Below are 15536 nucleotides of genomic sequence, written 5' to 3'. Positions count from 1 at the left end.
CCGTTCCTCGGTGTCCTACATCGTCTCCTTCGATGCCACCGTCCTGACCCTGCAGGCCCAGGGCCCGGCCGACGGCCCGGTCGTCGTGCTCGTCAACGGCCTGGGCATGACCACCGACTCCTGGGGCCGGGTGCCCGAGCTGCTCGCCGATCGCCACCGGGTGGTCCGGTACGACCTCCGGGGACACGGTCGCAGCGGCAACGCCCCCGCCGACGACTACAGCCTGGAGGCGCACGCCCAGGACTTGGCCGCCGTGCTCACCGAGGTGGTGCCCGACGGTGAGAAGGCGGTCGTGGTCGGCAGCAGCCTCGGCGGCGGCATCATCATCGTGCACGCCCGCGACCTCGGGCTCGACCGCATCGGTGGCGTGGTGTTCGCCGGGTCGGGTGGCTCGGGGGTGACGTTCGCCGGGTTCCCGGCCGACGGGCTGCCGCCGATGGCCCGCCGGATCGTGCGTCGCAGCTGGTTGAAGACGCTGCGCCTGGTGGCGGTCGTCGCGAACCGGGTGCGGCCCTTCGAGCCGCTGGCCGACTGGCTGGTGCGGAAGTTCGCCTTCGAGCCGGGTGCGCCGAAGGACGCGGTCGCCCAGGTGCGGGAGGACTTCATGGGCAGCCGGCGGGTGCCGCTGGCCCGGACCACGCTGGCCAGCGTCAGCACCAACGGCGTCGAGTACGCCTCGGCGCTGACCGTGCCCACCCTGGTGGTGCACGGCGAGCACGACCCGGAGGTGCCGCAGGAGGAGATCGACGAGCTGATGCCGAAGCTCACCGACGGTGAGCTCGTCCAGCTGCCCGGTGCCGGGCACATGGTGGCCCTGACCCGCACCGAGGAGACCGCCGAGCAGATCGCCCGCTGGGTGCGGCACGTCCGGGCCGGCTGACGGGACGGCAGGCGGGCAGAGTACTGGTGCTCTGGATGTAGCAGCCCTACTATCTCGGCTGTCAGCTCCTCCCTGCTCCAGGAGTGGTGCGCCATGGCCGCGGTCCCCACGTTCCCCGACTCCGCCGAGCCTCTCCAGCCGGGCCCGCCGGGCCCCCGGCCCGCCGTCCGGGTCCGGGGCCTGCGGATGGCCTACGGCACCCACGAGGTGCTGAGCGGGGTCGACTTCGACGTCCGGCAGGGCGAGGTGGTCTGCCTGCTGGGCCCCAACGGCGCGGGGAAGACCACCACGATCGAGGTGCTGGAGGGCTTCCGGCTGCCCTCGGCCGGCACGGTCGAGGTGCTGGGCGCCGACCCGGCCCGTGGCGACGACGCGTGGCGAGCCCGGATCGGGGTGGTGCTGCAGTCCTGGCGGGACCATCCCCGATGGACCCCGCGACGGCTGCTCAGTTACCTGGGTGGCTACTACACACCCTGGTCCACACCCGACCGCACCCGCCCCTGGGACGTGGAGGACCTGCTGGCCACCGTCGGGCTCACCGAGGAGGCCGACCGGAAGATCGCCACTCTCTCCGGTGGGCGCCGCCGACGGCTGGACGTCGCCGTCGGGCTGATCGGCCGGCCGGAGCTGCTGTTCCTGGACGAGCCGACCGCCGGGTTCGACCCGCAGGCCCGCCGCGACTTCCACGACCTGGTGCACCGGCTCTCCGACCTCGAGGGCACCTCGATCTTGCTCACCACCCACGACCTGGGTGAGGCCGAACGGCTGGCCGACCGGATCCTCATCCTCACCGACGGGCGGATCGTCGCCGACGGCAGCGCGGCGGCGCTCACCCGGCAGGTGGCCGGCAGCAGCGAGGTCCGGTGGGTCCGGGACGGCGAGCAGTTCGTGCACGCCACCGACGAGATCGTCCCCTTCGTGCGCCGGTTGCTGGAACAGCACGGCGACGAGCTCACCGACCTGGAGGTGCGGCGGGCCGACCTGGAGGACACCTACATCGCGATGGTCCAGCGCTTCGAGTCCCGGCCGCAGCGGCACCTGGCGGAGGTGGCCCGGTGAGCGCCTCCCGCCAGGCCGTGCGCCAGGGCCTGCGCCGCGGCTGGACGGAGTTCGTGCAGAGCCTGCGCAGCGCGCAGGACCAGGGCTTCTACCTCTTCATCGGCGTGGTCACCCTCGCCGTCCTGTGGTTCAACCGGGACAACGAGGTGGGCGAGACCGGCCTGCTCTACCCGACGTTCGCGCTGCCCAGCATCCTGGGCGGGCTGGTCACCTTCGGCCTCGTGATCGGGCCGGGCTACTCGCTGGCGATGGAGCGGGAGGACGGCACGCTGCTGCGGCACAAGGCGCTGCCGCACGGGATGGAGGGCTACGTCACCGGGCAGCTGACGCTGCAGTCGCTGACCCTGCTGCCCAGCCTGCTGGTCGTCCTCGTCCCGAGCCTGCTCCTGTTCGACGGCGTGATGCCCGGCGGTGCGGGCAGCTGGCTCGCCGTCCTCGGCCTGATCGTGCTCGGCATGCTCGCCACGATGCCGTGGGGCATGGTGCTGGGCTCGGTGGTGCCCGGCGTCCAGAAGATGGGCACCTGGGGGATGCTGCCGGTCCTGCTGATCACCGCCATCTCCGGCATCTTCGTCCCGATCCAGGCGATGTGGGGCTGGGTGCAGGCCGTCGCCCAGGTCTTCCCGGTCTACTGGATCGGGCTCGGGCTGCGCTCGGCCTTCCTCCCCCCGGAGGCGGTCGTCGGCGAGCTGGGAGACTCCTGGCGGACCGGCCCGATGCTGCTGGTCCTCGGCGCCTGGGCGGTGGCCGGTCTCCTGGTCGCCCCGCGGGTGCTGCGCCGGATGGCCCGGCGGCAATCGGGGTCGACGGTCGAGGCGGCACGGGAGACGGCTCTGCAGTGGGTGCGGTGAGCGGGTGAACGAGGGCGTCTTCAACCGGATCTCCCTGCTCCGGGCCGAGCAGGGGGTCAGCCGGCGCGAGCTCGCCGACGCCCTCGGCGTGCACTACCAGACGATCGGCTACCTGGAGCGGGGCGAGTACAACCCCAGCCTGAACCTGGCGTTGCGCATCGCCGAGTTCTTCCAGCTGCCGGTCGAGACGGTGTTCTCCACCCGCCCCTTCCCCCGGATCAGCGACGCAGCAGACGGGCAGCGCGCCTCCTCGGGCTGAGCGGACGGCCGGCGACGGTTCACACCCGCGGCGTCGTCGTCGGCGCCGGCGGTCGGGACGCCGTCGCCGGGGGCTCCTCGCCGGTGGGCACCGGGTCGACGTCGGCCGTGTCGGCCGGCGGGCGGTCCTCCCCCAGCCGGACCAGCACGATCCCCACCAGGACGACGACCCCGCCGACCAGCTGCACGGAGTTCGGCTGCTGCCCCAGCGCCAGCCAGGCCGCCACCACCGCGAACAGCACCTCGCTCAGACCGACGAACGAGCTGAGCCGCGAGCCGAGCCGCCGGACGGCGGCGATCCCGGTGGCATAGGCGAGCGCCGCCGACACCAACGCCACGCCGAGCACCGGCACCAGCCAGCTGGTCGACCGGCCGGCCAGCTCGACGTCCACGGCGGTGGTGCGCCACGGGAGGACGCCGACGAGAGCCGCCGCCCCGAGCACCAGGGCACCCACCCCGAGCCCGGCCCAGGCGCTGACCAGCGGCGGCAGCGCGTCGTCGGAGTGGGCGGAGAGGACGAAGTAGGAGGCCAGCCCCACCGCTGCGATCAGCCCCCACATCACGCCCAGCGGGTCGATCTGCGCGCCGCTGAGCACGTCGAGGACCAGCACCAGACCGCCGACGGCCACCACCACCCCGGCGCCGGTGACGCGGCTCGGCCGCTGCCCGAGCCGCGCCCAGGTCCAGAGCACGACGAGCAGCACGCCGGAGTACTCCAGCAGCAGCGCCACGCCCACCGACAACCGCGAGACGGCGTAGAAGTAGGCCAGCTGGGGCAGCGCGACGGCCAGCGCGCCGAAGGCCAGGACGGCGCCGGCGTTGGCCCGCAGCAGCGACCACCTGCCCCGCAGCTGGACCAGGGCCGGGACGGCCAGCGCCACCGACGCCACCCCGACCCGCACGGTCACGGCGGAGCCGGCGGTCCAGCCGGCGTCCAGCAGCGCGCTGGCGAACACCCCCGAGGTGCCGAACGCGGCCGCGGAGACCACGGCCAGCAGCAGTCCGGTCAGCCCGGTCCGACGGTCGAGCACGGCAGACACCTCCTCGTCAGGAGTCAACCGACGTACGCTCCTGTACAGCGGACGCTAGCAGAGGAGTACAGGAGTCACATGCTCTTTGCCCATGACACCGAGGTGGGGCTCGCCAGCGCCGCCGCGCTGGTGAACACCACCGGGGACGGCGAGGAGCGACTGCCCGCCCCCCCGGCGTTGGCCGCGTTCCTGGACGAGTGGCAGTTCACCGGCAGCCGGGCCGGCGACGCCGCCGAGCTGGCCGCGGTGCACGAGCTGCGGTCGGTGCTGGCCCGGGTCTGGGACGCCGACGAGGACGGCGTGGTGGCGATCGTCAACCGGCTGCTGCGCGAGGGGAACGCCCTGCCGCAGCTGGTCCGGCACGACGACTGGGGCTACCACGTGCACGCCACCGAGCCGGACGCCTCGGTCGCCCACCGGTGGGGCGTGGAGGCCGCCATGGCAGTGGCCGACGTGGTGCGCGCCGGTGCTCTCGACCGGTTGCGCCGGTGCGCCGCCTCCGGCTGCGACGACGTCCTGGTCGACCTCACCAAGAACGCCAGCCGGCGGTTCTGCGACAGCACGTGCGCCAACCGTGAGCACGTGGCCGCCTACCGGGCCCGCCGCGCGGCCGACCCGCCCATGTGATCCACAACACGCGGCGCTAGCGTCCGGTCACCGTCAACGACGACGTCCCGGAGGACCCCATGCACCGCCCCACCCGACTGCTGCTCGCGCCGATGGCGCTCGCCCTGGTCAGCACCGTGTTCACCGGCCCGGCCACGGCCCAGCCGAAGCACCAGCCCGCCCCCCAGTACCCGCAGTCGCCCGAGGTCGAGTACGTCGTCGACGAGGCGGCGCTGCCGTTCGAGGCGCTGCCGGGCACCACCACCACCCGCACCTGGGGCGTGCTGAAGGACGCCGGCTACCGGATCGAGGTGCCGGCGGACTGGAACGGCGACCTGGTCATGTGGGCGCACGGGTACCGCGGCACCGGCCCCACCCTGACCGTCGACTCCCCACCCGACGGCCTGCGGCAGCACCTGGTCGACGAGGGCTACGCCTGGGCCGCCTCCAGCTACACCGAGAACGGGTACGACGTCGTCTCCGGGGTGAAGAGCACCCACCGGCTGCTGAAGTACTTCGAGAAGACCGTCGGCAAGGCCGACCTCACCTACCTGTCCGGGGTCTCGATGGGCGGGCACGTCACCGGGGTGAGCATCGAGCAGTACCCGAACGCCTACGACGGCGCGCTGCCGGCCTGCGGCGTCATGGGCGACCGGCGGCTGTTCGACACGTTCCTGGACTACAACGCCGCCGCGCAGGCGCTCACCGACACCCCGCCGGTCTACCCGGCGCCGGCCGACTACCTGACCACCACCGTGCCGGAGATGAAGGCCGAGCTGGGCACTCCCTACCCGTACGTGCTCACCGAGGCCGGCGAGGACCTGCGCGCCCTGACCGAGCAGCGGACCGGCGGGGACCGGCCGCTGTTCGAGCTGGGCTTCAGCGCCTTCGCCGACTTCCTGTTCACCGTCTACCCGGTCTACCCGGGCCTCGGCGAGGAGCGTGGCGCCGTCGGCGGCAACGCGGACACGGTCTACCAGCTGGACGGCGACCCGCAGCTGACGGCCGAGGAGCAGGCGCTCAACGAGGAGATCCTGCGGGTGCGGGCCGACCGCGGCAGCAACGGCCTCTCCGGAGTGCCCACCATCGACGGGCGCTTCGACGTGCCCGTGCTGTCGCTGCACGGCCTGGGCGACCTGTTCGTGCCGTTCAGCATGGAGCAGGAGTACGCCCGCGACGCCGCGGCCCGGGGGAACAGCGACCTGCTCGTGCAGCGGGCCATCCGCTCCGTCGCGCACTGCGACTTCAGCGCGCAGGAGTACCAGCAGGCGTTCACCGACCTCGTCGCCTGGGTCGAGGACGGCGTGCGGCCGGCCGGCGACGACGTGCTCGACGCCGCGGTGGTCGCCGACCCCCAGTACGGCTGCCGCTTCACGGTGCCGCTGCGGGCCTACGACGTCGGCGCCTGCTGATCGGTCGGCACGGGGGCGCCACACGGCGCCCCCGTGCCGGTCACATCCGCTCGGCCAGGTCCTCCAGCAGCACCTGGCGCTCCCCGGGGTCCCGGCGCGGGCACGAGGTGCAGAGCACCTCGTGCGGCACCCGGTAGAGCAGACAGCAGGAGGCGCGCCGGGTGAAGCGGGCCGTGCCGCCGCCGGGCCGGCCGACGTCGACGTAGCGCGGCGCCGGCAACGGCTCCCCGATCGCGGCGGCCAGGGGCCCGGCCAGCGCGGTCACCGCGGTGACGTCGCCGACCGCGCGGCCGAGCGCGAGCAGCCGGTTGGCCAGCGAGTCGGTGGCGATCGCCCACAGCGGCCGCTCCCGGGTCCCGCCGGCCTCGGCCACCACGGCCACGACCGCCCCGATCGTCGTCCGCAGGTCCCCAGCCAGGTCCGGGTCACGGACCCCGCGGGTGGTCGCCGCGACCGGGACCCCACCGGCGAGCGCGTGCACCGTGGTGTCCGCCAGCCGCGCCGACAGCCCCACCCCGGTCACCAGCCCGGCAAGCACGGGGGTGAGGAGCACGCTGGACAGCGAGTACCACCACACGGTGGCCAGCACCCGCCGGTCATCGGTCCGCTGCCGGACGGCGCGGGTGGTCAGCAGCTGCGCCGTCCACGCCGGGTCGGCCAGCAGCGGCCCCGGGACGGGGATCGCCGACGGCGGGGAGAGCAGCCCGAGGGCGGCGGCCCCGGGCAGCCGGGACACCACCAGCGCCTGGGCACCGTCGTCGCTCACCCGCCCAGTCTGCCCATCTCGTGCCGACCGCGTGCGGCACTGACCTGACGACAGGGTGACCGGGGCCATAGGTTGTGCACTGAGGTAGCGCCGCGGAGTCCAGGCGGCGCCCGACCACGGAGGTGCGCATGAGCGAGACGACTGATCAGGCCCTGTCCGACCAGCTGCCCGAGGGCGGCTTTCCGCCCCCGCCGGAGCTGGCCGCGGCCGCCAACGCCGGCCCCGACGTCCACGAGCGCGCTGCCGCCGACCGGATCGGCTTCTGGGAGGAGGCCGCCCGGCGACTGGACTGGGCCCAGCCCTGGGAGCAGGCGCTGGACTGGAGCAACCCGCCGTTCGCCAAGTGGTTCGTCGGCGGGAAGCTCAACGTCGCGGTGAACTGCGTCGACCGGCACGTCGAGGCCGGCCACGGCGACCAGGTGGCCTACCACTGGGTCGGTGAGCCCGGCGACACCCGCACGCTGACCTACGCCGACCTCAAGGACGAGGTGTGCCGCACGGCGAACGCGCTCACCGAGCTGGGCGTGAACGCCGGCGACCGGGTCGCGATCTACCTGCCGATGATCCCGGAGGCGGTGATCTCCATGCTGGCGTGCGCCCGCATCGGCGCCGTGCACATGGTGGTCTTCGGTGGCTTCTCCCCCGACGCCCTCGCCAGCCGGATCACCGACGCCGACGCCAAGGTGGTCATCACCGCCGACGGCGGCTACCGGCGGGGTGCACCCAGCCCGCTGAAGCCGAACGTCGACGAGGCGCTGACCAAGACCGAGGGCGTGCGCAGCGTGCTGGTGGTCAAGCGCACCGAGACCGACGTCGAGTGGACCGAGGGCCGCGACGTCTGGTGGCACGACCTGGTCGCCGGGCAGTCTGCCGAGCACGAGGCGCAGGCCTTCGACGCCGAGCACCCGCTCTACATCATGTACACCTCGGGCACGACGGCGAAGCCCAAGGGGATCCTGCACACCTCCGGCGGCTACCTCACCCAGGTCTCCTACACCCACTGGGCGACCTTCGACCTCAAGCCGGACACCGACGTCTTCTGGACCGCGGCCGACGTCGGCTGGGTCACCGGCCACAGCTACATCGTCTACGGGCCGCTGGCCAACCGGGCGACCTCGGTGATGTACGAGGGCACCCCGGAGACCCCGCACCGGGGCCGCTGGTGGGAGATCGTGCAGCAGTACGGGGTGACGATCCTGTACACCGCCCCGACCACGATCCGCACGTTCATGAAGTGGGGCGACGACGTCCCGGCCGGCTTCGACCTCTCCTCGCTGCGGCTGCTCGGCTCGGTCGGTGAGCCGATCAACCCCGAGGCCTGGCTCTGGTACCACAAGAACATCGGTGGCAGCCGCTGCCCGATCGTGGACACCTGGTGGCAGACCGAGACCGGCGGCCACATGATCACGCCGCTGCCGGGCACGACCACCCTGAAGCCCGGGTCCGCCCAGCGCCCGTTCCCGGGCATCGCGGCCAGCGTGGTCGACGAGGAGGGCAAGCCGATCGAGCCCGGCGCCACCGGCTACCTGGTGCTCACCGAGCCCTGGCCAGCCATGCTGCGCACGATCTGGGGCGACGACGAGCGCTACAAGGACACCTACTGGAGCCGGTACGGCCAGGGCGTCTACTTCGCCGGCGACGGCGCCAAGCTGGACGACGACGGCGACATCTGGCTGCTCGGCCGGGTCGACGACGTCATGAACGTCTCCGGGCACCGGATCTCCACCACCGAGGTCGAGTCCGCGCTGGTCAGCCACCCGACGGTGGCCGAGGCGGCGGTCGTCGGCGCCACCGACCCCACCACCGGTCAGGGCATCGTGGCGTTCGTGATCCTGCGCGGGGACGCCGTCGACTCCGGCGAGGACCTGGTGAAGGTGCTGCGCCAGCACGTCCGCAAGGAGATCGGGCCGATCGCCAGCCCACGCCAGATCATGGTCGTCGCCGAGCTGCCCAAGACCCGCTCGGGGAAGATCATGCGCCGGTTGCTGCGGGACATCGCGGAGAACCGGGAGCTGGGCGACGTCAGCACCCTCACCGACTCCTCGGTGATGGACCTGATCAGCTCCAAGCTCCCCGCCGCCCCCAGCGAGGACTGAGGAGACACCCCCGAGGTTCGACGGCCACCGGGATCGACGCAGCGACCCGGGTGCGCCAGGTCCCGCCCTCATGCCTCAGGCGGACGGGGCTGCGAGGGGCATCGGCGGAGCTTGTGCTCTGCTCACCACCAGTGAGCAGAGCTCAAGCTCCGCCAGCACGACACCCGGTCGGGCTCGGCGCCGGCCAGCGGGCCCCGGCCCGTCCACAGGCGCGCCTGTCTGCGCCGCGTCGCCATCGCCTGGACGGCACCATCGGACGGGTGACGGACGACGTACCCGGCGAGCCCGTGCCGGGTACGGGCGTGCCGGGTACGCGCGTGCAGGCCGATGGCGCACCCCTCCCCCTCGGATCGCTGCTGCGCCGCATCCGCCGCACCGCCGACCTCTCCCAACGGGAGCTCGCGGGGGCGCTCGGCGTCGCCGCCTCCACGGTCGCCCAGGTCGAGACCGGCGCCCGGGATCTGCCGGCCGGCGTGCTGGCCCGGGCGGCAACGCTGGCCGGGCTCCGGCTGGGGCTCCTCGATGCGTCCGGCCGGGAGGTGCCCGGCATGACGCCCGACGCCGTCCGGGACGGTCGCGGCCGTCTCTTCCCGGCTCATCTGGACGTCCGCCACGGGGACGAGGGCTGGTGGCACGGCGAGGAGCGCTACAGCCGCACCCCGCCCTGGTACACCTTCGACCGGGGGCGACGGTTGCGGGACCGGTTCCGAGAGGCCACCGGCACACCTGCCGACCACCAGCTGCCCCAGCCCGGCGACAGCCCGGACGACCGGGTCCGCGCCCGGCGCCTCGCCGCCGTCGCCCGGCAGCGGGAGCGGGAGCGGGAGCGGGAGCGACGAGTCCTCCGCGGCACCGAGCAGCGCTCCCTCGGCCTCCCGGTGCTGACCTGCAGCTGTCCGGCAGCGTGTGACGAGCTCCTCTTCGGTGACGAGGAGCTCTCCGCGGGACGACGGGCGGTCCCGCACGTCGACGACTGCCGGTGCCGGTGCGACATCGCCTGAGCGGCGCCGTGGCCCGCACGGGTGACCCCGGACAGCGATGAACGTCGGCATGCGGCACGATCACCCGGACAGCACGTGCCGCGTCGTCCGATCGGCACCGACCAGGGAGGAGCCATCCGTGGCCCACAGCGTCTCGACGACTCCGCCGGCGGGTCGTCCCGCCGGGGCGACTCCGCTCGCGGGTCGTCCCACCGGGCCCGCCGAGCCCTCGGTCGGGACCCTCGCCAAGAGCGCGATGGCCGACGTGTCCACCCTCGTGCGCGGCGAGATCGAGCTGGCCAAGGCCGAGATCGGCACGTCGGTCAAGCGCGGCGGGGCCGGCGCCGCCGCCTTCGCCGCAGCCGGCGTGATGCTGGCCTTCGCCGGGTTCTTCTTCTTCTTCTTCCTCGCCGAGCTGCTCGCCGTCTGGCTCCCCCGGTGGGCGGCCTTCCTCATCGTGTTCGGCCTGCTCGTCCTGATCGCGGCGATCGTCGGCCTGGTCGGCTGGCGACTGGTCAAGAAGATCAAGAAGCCCGAGCGCACCATCGAGACGCTGCAGGACCTCCCCGACGTCATGCGTCGCGAAGCCCCCGGCAAGCGGACCCACGACCTGCCGACCGTGCGGGACGGCCAGGTCGTCCGCCAGGACGCGCACGCCCCCCTGCGCTGAACCTGAGAGACGGGGCCCGCCGGCTCACCGGGCGCGGGGCGCGGGGGGACGAGCCCCGACCAGGGGCCGCCGTGACGGTGCCCGAAGAGCGGCCCGACGCCACCAGCGTCCTGCTCCCGGGCCCGTGGGCGCACCGGGACGTCTCGGCCAACGGCGTCCGGCTGCACGCCGCCGAGGCCGGCAGCGGCCCGCTGGTGCTGTTGCTGCACGGCTTCCCGGAGTTCTGGTGGTCCTGGCGTTCCCAGCTCACCGGCCTGGCCGCCGCTGGGTTCCGGGTGGTCGCCCCCGACCTGCGCGGCTACGGCGCCAGCGACAAGCCGCCGCGCGGGTACGACCTGCCGACCGCCGCCGCCGACGCCGCCGCGGTGGTCCGCGCGCTCGGTGAGGAGGAGGCGGTCGTCGTCGGCTCCGACTGGGGTGGCCTGGTCGCCTGGACGATGGCCGCGCTGCACCCCCGGAGCGTGCGCGGTCTCGTCGTCCTCTCGGCGGCACACCCCCGGCGGCTGCGCAGCTCGGTCGGCGACCCCCGGCAGCGGCGGGCCCTGGCCTACGCACTGCCCTTCCAGCTCCCCCGGCTGCCGGAACGGCGCCTGACCCGGCCCGACGACGACCCGGTGGCCGAGCTGATGCGCCGCTGGGCCGGCCCGTCCTGGGTGCACACCGCCGACTTCGCCGAGGCCGTGACCCGCTACCGGTCGGCCAGCCGCATCCCGCAGGCGGCCTACGGGGCGATGGAGTACTACCGCTGGGCCGGTCGCTCGCAGCTGCGCCCGGACGGGTGGCGGTTCGCCCGGCGGATGGCCGCGCCCGTCACCGCACCCACCCTGCAGCTGCACGGGGCACTGGACACGGCAGTGCTGCCCTCGACCGCCCGCGGGTCCGGCCGCTACGTGGCCGGCGCCTACGAGTGGCGGGAGCTGCCCGGCGTGGGGCACTTCCCGCACGAGGAGGCCCCCGACGAGGTCACCGCCGCCATCGCCGCCTGGGTCAGGTGACGTGACCGGACGGCCACGAGGCTCCCGTCACTCGCAGGCGCCGGTGCCGACCTCGCCGACCGCGGCGCCGCCGATCGTCACGGCCTCGGACACCTCGGCGGCGGTGAGCGCGTACCCGGTGTCGGGGTCGTCGATCGCCGAGGCGAAGACCACCCCGAGCACCGACCCGTCGGGGGCCAGCAGCGGGCCGCCGGAGTTGCCCGCTCGCACCTGCCCGTAGAGGGCGTAGACGTCGCGCTGCACGGTGCGGGTGGCCCGGAAGTCCGGGCCGCTGATGTCCCCGCGGTCGCGCACCCGGGCCGGTCCGACGTAGAAGGGCCCGCCGCCGGGGTACCCCATGACGATCGCGTCGGCGCCGGTGTCGACGGGGACGTCGGAGAAGGCCAGCGGCTCCTGCGGGAGCCCGGGCACGGCCAGCACGGCGACGTCGATGGCCTCGTCGACGTACACCGTGACGGCGTCGTAGGCCTCGCCCTCGGCGATGACCGTCGGCTCGGTGACCCCGGCCAGCACGTGGGCGTTGGTCATCACCCGGTCGTCGGCGAAGACGAAGCCGGAGCCGTCGATCTGCCGGGAGCAGGACGCCGCGATCCCCCGGATCTGCACGACCGATCCCCGGACCTGCTCGACCACCGGGCTGGCCAGCAGGGCTTGGTCCGGCGCCGGCACGTCACGTGACTGGGTGGGCGTCAGCGGGTCCAGGACGTCGGGCAGGCCCTGCCGGTCGATCGCCTCGCGCAGCGAGTCGTAGAGCGTGCGCACCTGGTTGGGGACGGTGCGGTCGACGGCCTGGACGAGCGAGGACTGGCGCACCTGACCGGCCACGCCGGGGAACGGCGAACTGGCCAGCGGGATCGCCACCATCCACGCCACGAGCAGGACGGCGATGGCCGAGACCACCGCCCCGGCCACCGAGTCGACGACCTTGGCCGGCTCCCAGGTGATCCACCTGCGCACGGCCCGGCCGATCAGGCCCGCCAGCAGCTGGCCGATCAGCGCGCCGGCCAGCACCACGACCAGGGCGATGAACACCCGGGTCACCGAGGAGTTGGCCAGGTCGTCGGCGATCGGGCCGGAGAGCTGCGCGCCGACGACGGCCCCGCCGAAGAACCCCACGAAGGAGGTGGCGGAGATGATCAGGCCCTGCCGGAACCCCGACAGCGCGAAGACGAGCGCGAGCACGATGAGCGTCAGGTCGACCAGGGACACCGGTCAGCACCCCCGGTCGATCGCGAGCCGGACTGCTCCCCGCGCCGTCATCCCGGGGAGCTCACCGTCATCGTGCCGACCTGCCCCAGTGCCACGTGGAAGCTGCACTCGAAGGGGTGCTCGCCGGGCTCGGTGACGGTGAACTCGATCGTCTCGCTCCGGCCCGGGCCGAGCACCGGGATCTGCTCGGAGATCTCGGCCGGGCCCGCCCCCGCGGTGAACAGGAGGTTGTGCGTCATCTGCTCCCCCGAGTTGAGCAGGGTGAGCCGCACCTCGCCGGGGGTCACGGTGAAGGTGTCCGGGGTGAAGACGTAGTCGTCGCCGGTCTCCAGGGTGATCTCCTGGACGCCGTCGGAGGCGGTGCGCACCGCACCGGCCTCGGCGCCGGCGGTGCGCTCCACCTCCGGGAGCGCCGGCTCGGAGCTGCAGCCCGCGAGCAGGGCGGTGGCGAGGGTGAGGGCCAGCAGCGGGCCGGGCAGCGTGCGGGCAGGCCGGCGGCGTCGTCCGCCGCCGGCACCGGTGAGGGCCGTGGTCATCGCCCCGGAACGGTACGCGCGGAGCCGGGCCGCCCGGCGTCCTCGGCCACCGTCGGCGCGGCGCGGTCCGCCACGTCGGAGTCGACCGGCTCGTCCCGCACGTCCCCCGGGCGCACGGGCGGGACGGCGAGAGGACGCACGTCAGCGTCGTCCCACGGCTGCTCCAGCCCCGCGGCCTCGAGGACCGCGTCGAGCAGGGCTGCGGTGAAGCCCCAGACGACCATGTCGGCCACCCCGAACGCCGGGCCGACGTACCCGGCTGGGTGGCGCACCCGGAAGCGGTTGGCCGGGTCGACCAGGTCGCTCAGCGGCACCCGGGCCACCCGCGCCACCTCGCGGGGGTCACCGGTGGTCACGTCGCGGGGGTCGTCCCACCAGCCGAGCACCGGGACGACGAGGTTGTCCGACGGGCCGAGGAACAGCGCGGGCAGGGTGGCCAGCACCCGGACCCCGTCCGGGTCGACGCCGGCCTCCTCGTGGGCCTCACGGAGCGCCGTCCCCACCGGGTAGTCCTCGCCCGGGTCGGCGCCGCCGCCCGGGAAGGCCGGCTGCCCGGCGTGACTGCGCAGGTGCGCCGACTTCTCGATCAGCAGCACGTCGGGCCCGGCCGGGCCCTCACCGAAGAGGATGAGCACCGCCGAGCGTCGCGCGCTGTCTGAGGGCTGGCCGTGCCGGTGCCACAGCGGCAGCTGCCCGGCGTTGGCCACCAGTCGCTGCAGGTGCTCGGGGAGCTCCTCGAGGTCTGCCGCGGAGACCGTCACAGCTGCACCCCGAGGTGCTCGGCCACGAGCCCCTCGAACTCCTCCAGGGAGTGCACCGGGCCGACCTGGACGTACGCGACCGACCCGTCGGCGGCCAGGAAGAGGGTGTACGGGAGGTTGTTGACCCCCATCCCGGCCATCACCTCACCGTCGGCGTCGAACGCGCTGGGGAAGGTCACCCCGGCGTCGTCGGCGAAGGAGGCCGCTGCGGGCACCCGGTCCACGGAGACCACGCCCAGCACCCGCACCTGGTCACCGGCGGCGTCGGCGAGCTGCTGCACCAGCGGCAGCTCCTCCCGGCAGGGGCCGCACCAGCTGGCCCACAGGTTCAGCACCGTGGGCACCCCCGGGGCGCGGCTGAGGTCCAGGGTGCCGCCGCCGAAGCAGTCGAAGACGGTCGCCGGCAGGTCGCTGTCCGCGGCCGGGACGTCGGCCTGCTCCGGACAGGGTTCGAGGTCGGTCTCCACCGAGCCCACGTCGCTGCCCGCCGGTGAGGCGACGGTCGGCTCAGGTGCGGCGTCCTCCGACGAGCACCCGGTCAGCACGCCCGCCAGCAGGCCGAGGGCGCCGAGGGCGCGCAGTGCCCGGCTCACTCGGTGTCCGAGGCGGCCGGGGACTTGACCAGCTTGGCCGCGACCTCGGGGTCGAGCGGACCGATCCCGTAGGACGGGCACCAGGCCGCCAGACCACACGCACCGCAGGCGGGCTTCTTGGCGTGGCAGACGCGCCGGCCGTGGAAGATCACCCGGTGGGAGAACATCGTCCACTCCTTCTTGGGGATCACCTCCGCGATCTCGGCCTCGACCTTGACCGGGTCCTCCTCCGCCGTCCAGCCGAACCGGCGGACCAGCCGGCCGAAGTGGGTGTCGACGGTCAGACCCGGCACCCCGAAGGCGTTGCCGAGGACGACGTTGGCGGTCTTCCGGCCGACCCCGGGCAGGGTCACCAGGTCGGCCAGCCGGCCGGGCACCTCACCGTCGAACCGCTCGACCAGCGCCTGCCCCAGGCCGATCACCGAGTTGGCCTTGGCCCGGAAGAAGCCGGTGGGCTTCAGGACCTCCTCGAGCTCGGCCCGGTCCGCCCCGGCGTAGGCCGCGGCATCGGGGTACCGGGCGAACAGCACCGGGGTGACCTTGTTGACCGTCTTGTCGGTGGTCTGCGCCGACAGGACCGTGGCGACCAGCAGCTCCAGCGGCGTGGTGAAGTCCAGCTCGCAGTGCGCATCGGGATGGATGACCGTCAGCTCGCGGGCCATCCGCCGGGCCCGGCGAGTGCGGGCCAGCGGGCTCTCCTCCGGGTCGAACGGGGACACGCCCAACCGGGCGGCGCGTCCGGGGCGGGGGGCGCGCGCCGGCCGCGTGTAGGCCGGCGGGGCGTCGGGTGAGGTGGCGGGCCGGGACACGCGAGTGAGGGTAGGCGTCTCCGC

17 protein-coding genes are annotated in these 15536 nt (G+C 74.0%); 10 read left to right on the top strand and 7 right to left on the bottom strand.

The window, feature by feature from the left end; all coding sequences use genetic code 11:
• Positions 1 to 10 precede the first annotated feature (10 nt).
• The 4 genes from O2W20_RS12640 (at position 11) to O2W20_RS12625 (ending at position 3049) form a co-directional block, all read left to right on the top strand.
• Positions 11 to 880: an alpha/beta fold hydrolase gene (locus O2W20_RS12640; protein WP_269172274.1), complete on the top strand. Its 870-nt coding sequence runs from the start codon at positions 11 to 13 to the stop codon at positions 878 to 880.
• 93 nt (positions 881 to 973) lie between these two features.
• Complete coding sequence (locus O2W20_RS12635) at positions 974 to 1939, top strand: ABC transporter ATP-binding protein (protein WP_269172275.1); 966 nt, start codon at positions 974 to 976, stop codon at positions 1937 to 1939.
• Positions 1936 to 2790 carry an ABC transporter permease gene (locus tag O2W20_RS12630; RefSeq protein WP_269172276.1) on the top strand — a complete coding sequence of 285 codons (855 nt, stop codon included), beginning with the start codon at positions 1936 to 1938 and terminating at the stop codon, positions 2788 to 2790. Before O2W20_RS12635 ends, O2W20_RS12630 begins: the two co-directional genes overlap by 4 nt.
• A 4-nt stretch (positions 2791 to 2794) precedes the next feature.
• A complete protein-coding gene (locus O2W20_RS12625; RefSeq protein ID WP_269172277.1) occupies positions 2795 to 3049 on the top strand; it encodes a helix-turn-helix transcriptional regulator in 255 nt (84 codons plus the stop codon).
• A gap of 19 nt (positions 3050 to 3068) precedes the next feature.
• Here the strand turns inward: O2W20_RS12625 and O2W20_RS12620 are convergent, their stop codons facing one another.
• Positions 3069 to 4079, bottom strand: coding sequence for an EamA family transporter (locus tag O2W20_RS12620; RefSeq protein WP_269172278.1), 1011 nt, complete (start codon positions 4077 to 4079; stop codon positions 3069 to 3071).
• Between the two features lie 78 nt (positions 4080 to 4157).
• Between O2W20_RS12620 and O2W20_RS12615 the strand changes: the two genes are divergently transcribed.
• Together O2W20_RS12615 and O2W20_RS12610 are read left to right on the top strand one after the other, a co-directional pair.
• Complete coding sequence (locus O2W20_RS12615) at positions 4158 to 4706, top strand: CGNR zinc finger domain-containing protein (protein ID WP_269172279.1); 549 nt, start codon at positions 4158 to 4160, stop codon at positions 4704 to 4706.
• A gap of 59 nt (positions 4707 to 4765) precedes the next feature.
• Positions 4766 to 6097 (top strand): esterase, encoded by a 1332-nt coding sequence (locus O2W20_RS12610; protein ID WP_269172280.1) that lies wholly within the window; start codon positions 4766 to 4768, stop codon positions 6095 to 6097.
• 40 nt (positions 6098 to 6137) lie between these two features.
• On the opposite strand, the gene O2W20_RS12605 is transcribed toward O2W20_RS12610, so the two are convergent.
• The gene (locus O2W20_RS12605) at positions 6138 to 6863 is read right to left on the bottom strand and encodes a (2Fe-2S)-binding protein (RefSeq protein ID WP_269172281.1); all 726 of its coding nucleotides are present in this window, start codon (positions 6861 to 6863) and stop codon (positions 6138 to 6140) included.
• 128 nt (positions 6864 to 6991) lie between these two features.
• On the opposite strand from O2W20_RS12605, the gene acs reads away from it, so the two are divergent.
• The 4 genes from acs (at position 6992) to O2W20_RS12585 (ending at position 11604) form a co-directional block, all read left to right on the top strand.
• Positions 6992 to 8959 (top strand): acetate--CoA ligase, encoded by a 1968-nt coding sequence (gene acs, locus O2W20_RS12600; RefSeq protein WP_269172282.1) that lies wholly within the window; start codon positions 6992 to 6994, stop codon positions 8957 to 8959.
• Between the two features lie 260 nt (positions 8960 to 9219).
• Positions 9220 to 9960, top strand: coding sequence for a helix-turn-helix domain-containing protein (locus O2W20_RS12595; protein WP_269172283.1), 741 nt, complete (start codon positions 9220 to 9222; stop codon positions 9958 to 9960).
• 118 nt (positions 9961 to 10078) lie between these two features.
• On the top strand, positions 10079 to 10609 hold the full coding sequence (locus O2W20_RS12590) for a phage holin family protein (RefSeq protein WP_269159677.1): 531 nt from the start codon (positions 10079 to 10081) through the stop codon (positions 10607 to 10609).
• Positions 10610 to 10680: 71 nt separating this feature from the next.
• Entirely contained in the window at positions 10681 to 11604 is a 924-nt protein-coding gene (locus O2W20_RS12585; RefSeq protein ID WP_269172284.1) for an alpha/beta fold hydrolase, read from the top strand.
• Positions 11605 to 11631: 27 nt separating this feature from the next.
• Here O2W20_RS12585 and O2W20_RS12580 read toward each other — a convergent pair whose 3' ends face one another.
• Genes O2W20_RS12580 through nth form a run of 5 tightly spaced genes read right to left on the bottom strand, consistent with a single transcriptional unit; the run spans position 11632 to position 15512 of the window.
• Complete coding sequence (locus tag O2W20_RS12580) at positions 11632 to 12813, bottom strand: MarP family serine protease (protein WP_269172285.1); 1182 nt, start codon at positions 12811 to 12813, stop codon at positions 11632 to 11634.
• 47 nt (positions 12814 to 12860) lie between these two features.
• The gene (locus tag O2W20_RS12575; RefSeq protein ID WP_269172286.1) at positions 12861 to 13349 is read right to left on the bottom strand and encodes a plastocyanin/azurin family copper-binding protein; all 489 of its coding nucleotides are present in this window, start codon (positions 13347 to 13349) and stop codon (positions 12861 to 12863) included.
• Positions 13346 to 14110, bottom strand: a complete 765-nt coding sequence (locus O2W20_RS12570; protein ID WP_269172287.1) for an NUDIX hydrolase — start codon at positions 14108 to 14110, stop codon at positions 13346 to 13348. Before O2W20_RS12570 ends, O2W20_RS12575 begins: the two co-directional genes overlap by 4 nt.
• Positions 14107 to 14703, bottom strand: a complete 597-nt coding sequence (locus O2W20_RS12565) for a TlpA family protein disulfide reductase (RefSeq protein ID WP_269172288.1) — start codon at positions 14701 to 14703, stop codon at positions 14107 to 14109. Before O2W20_RS12565 ends, O2W20_RS12570 begins: the two co-directional genes overlap by 4 nt.
• Entirely contained in the window at positions 14700 to 15512 is an 813-nt protein-coding gene (gene nth, locus O2W20_RS12560; RefSeq protein ID WP_269159671.1) for an endonuclease III, read from the bottom strand. Before nth ends, O2W20_RS12565 begins: the two co-directional genes overlap by 4 nt.
• Between the last annotated feature and the right edge of the window lie 24 nt (positions 15513 to 15536).

The organism is Modestobacter sp. VKM Ac-2982, from assembly GCF_026967935.1.
Lineage (GTDB): Bacteria > Actinomycetota > Actinomycetes > Mycobacteriales > Geodermatophilaceae > Modestobacter.
This window is presented reverse-complemented; position numbering and strand designations above follow the sequence as displayed.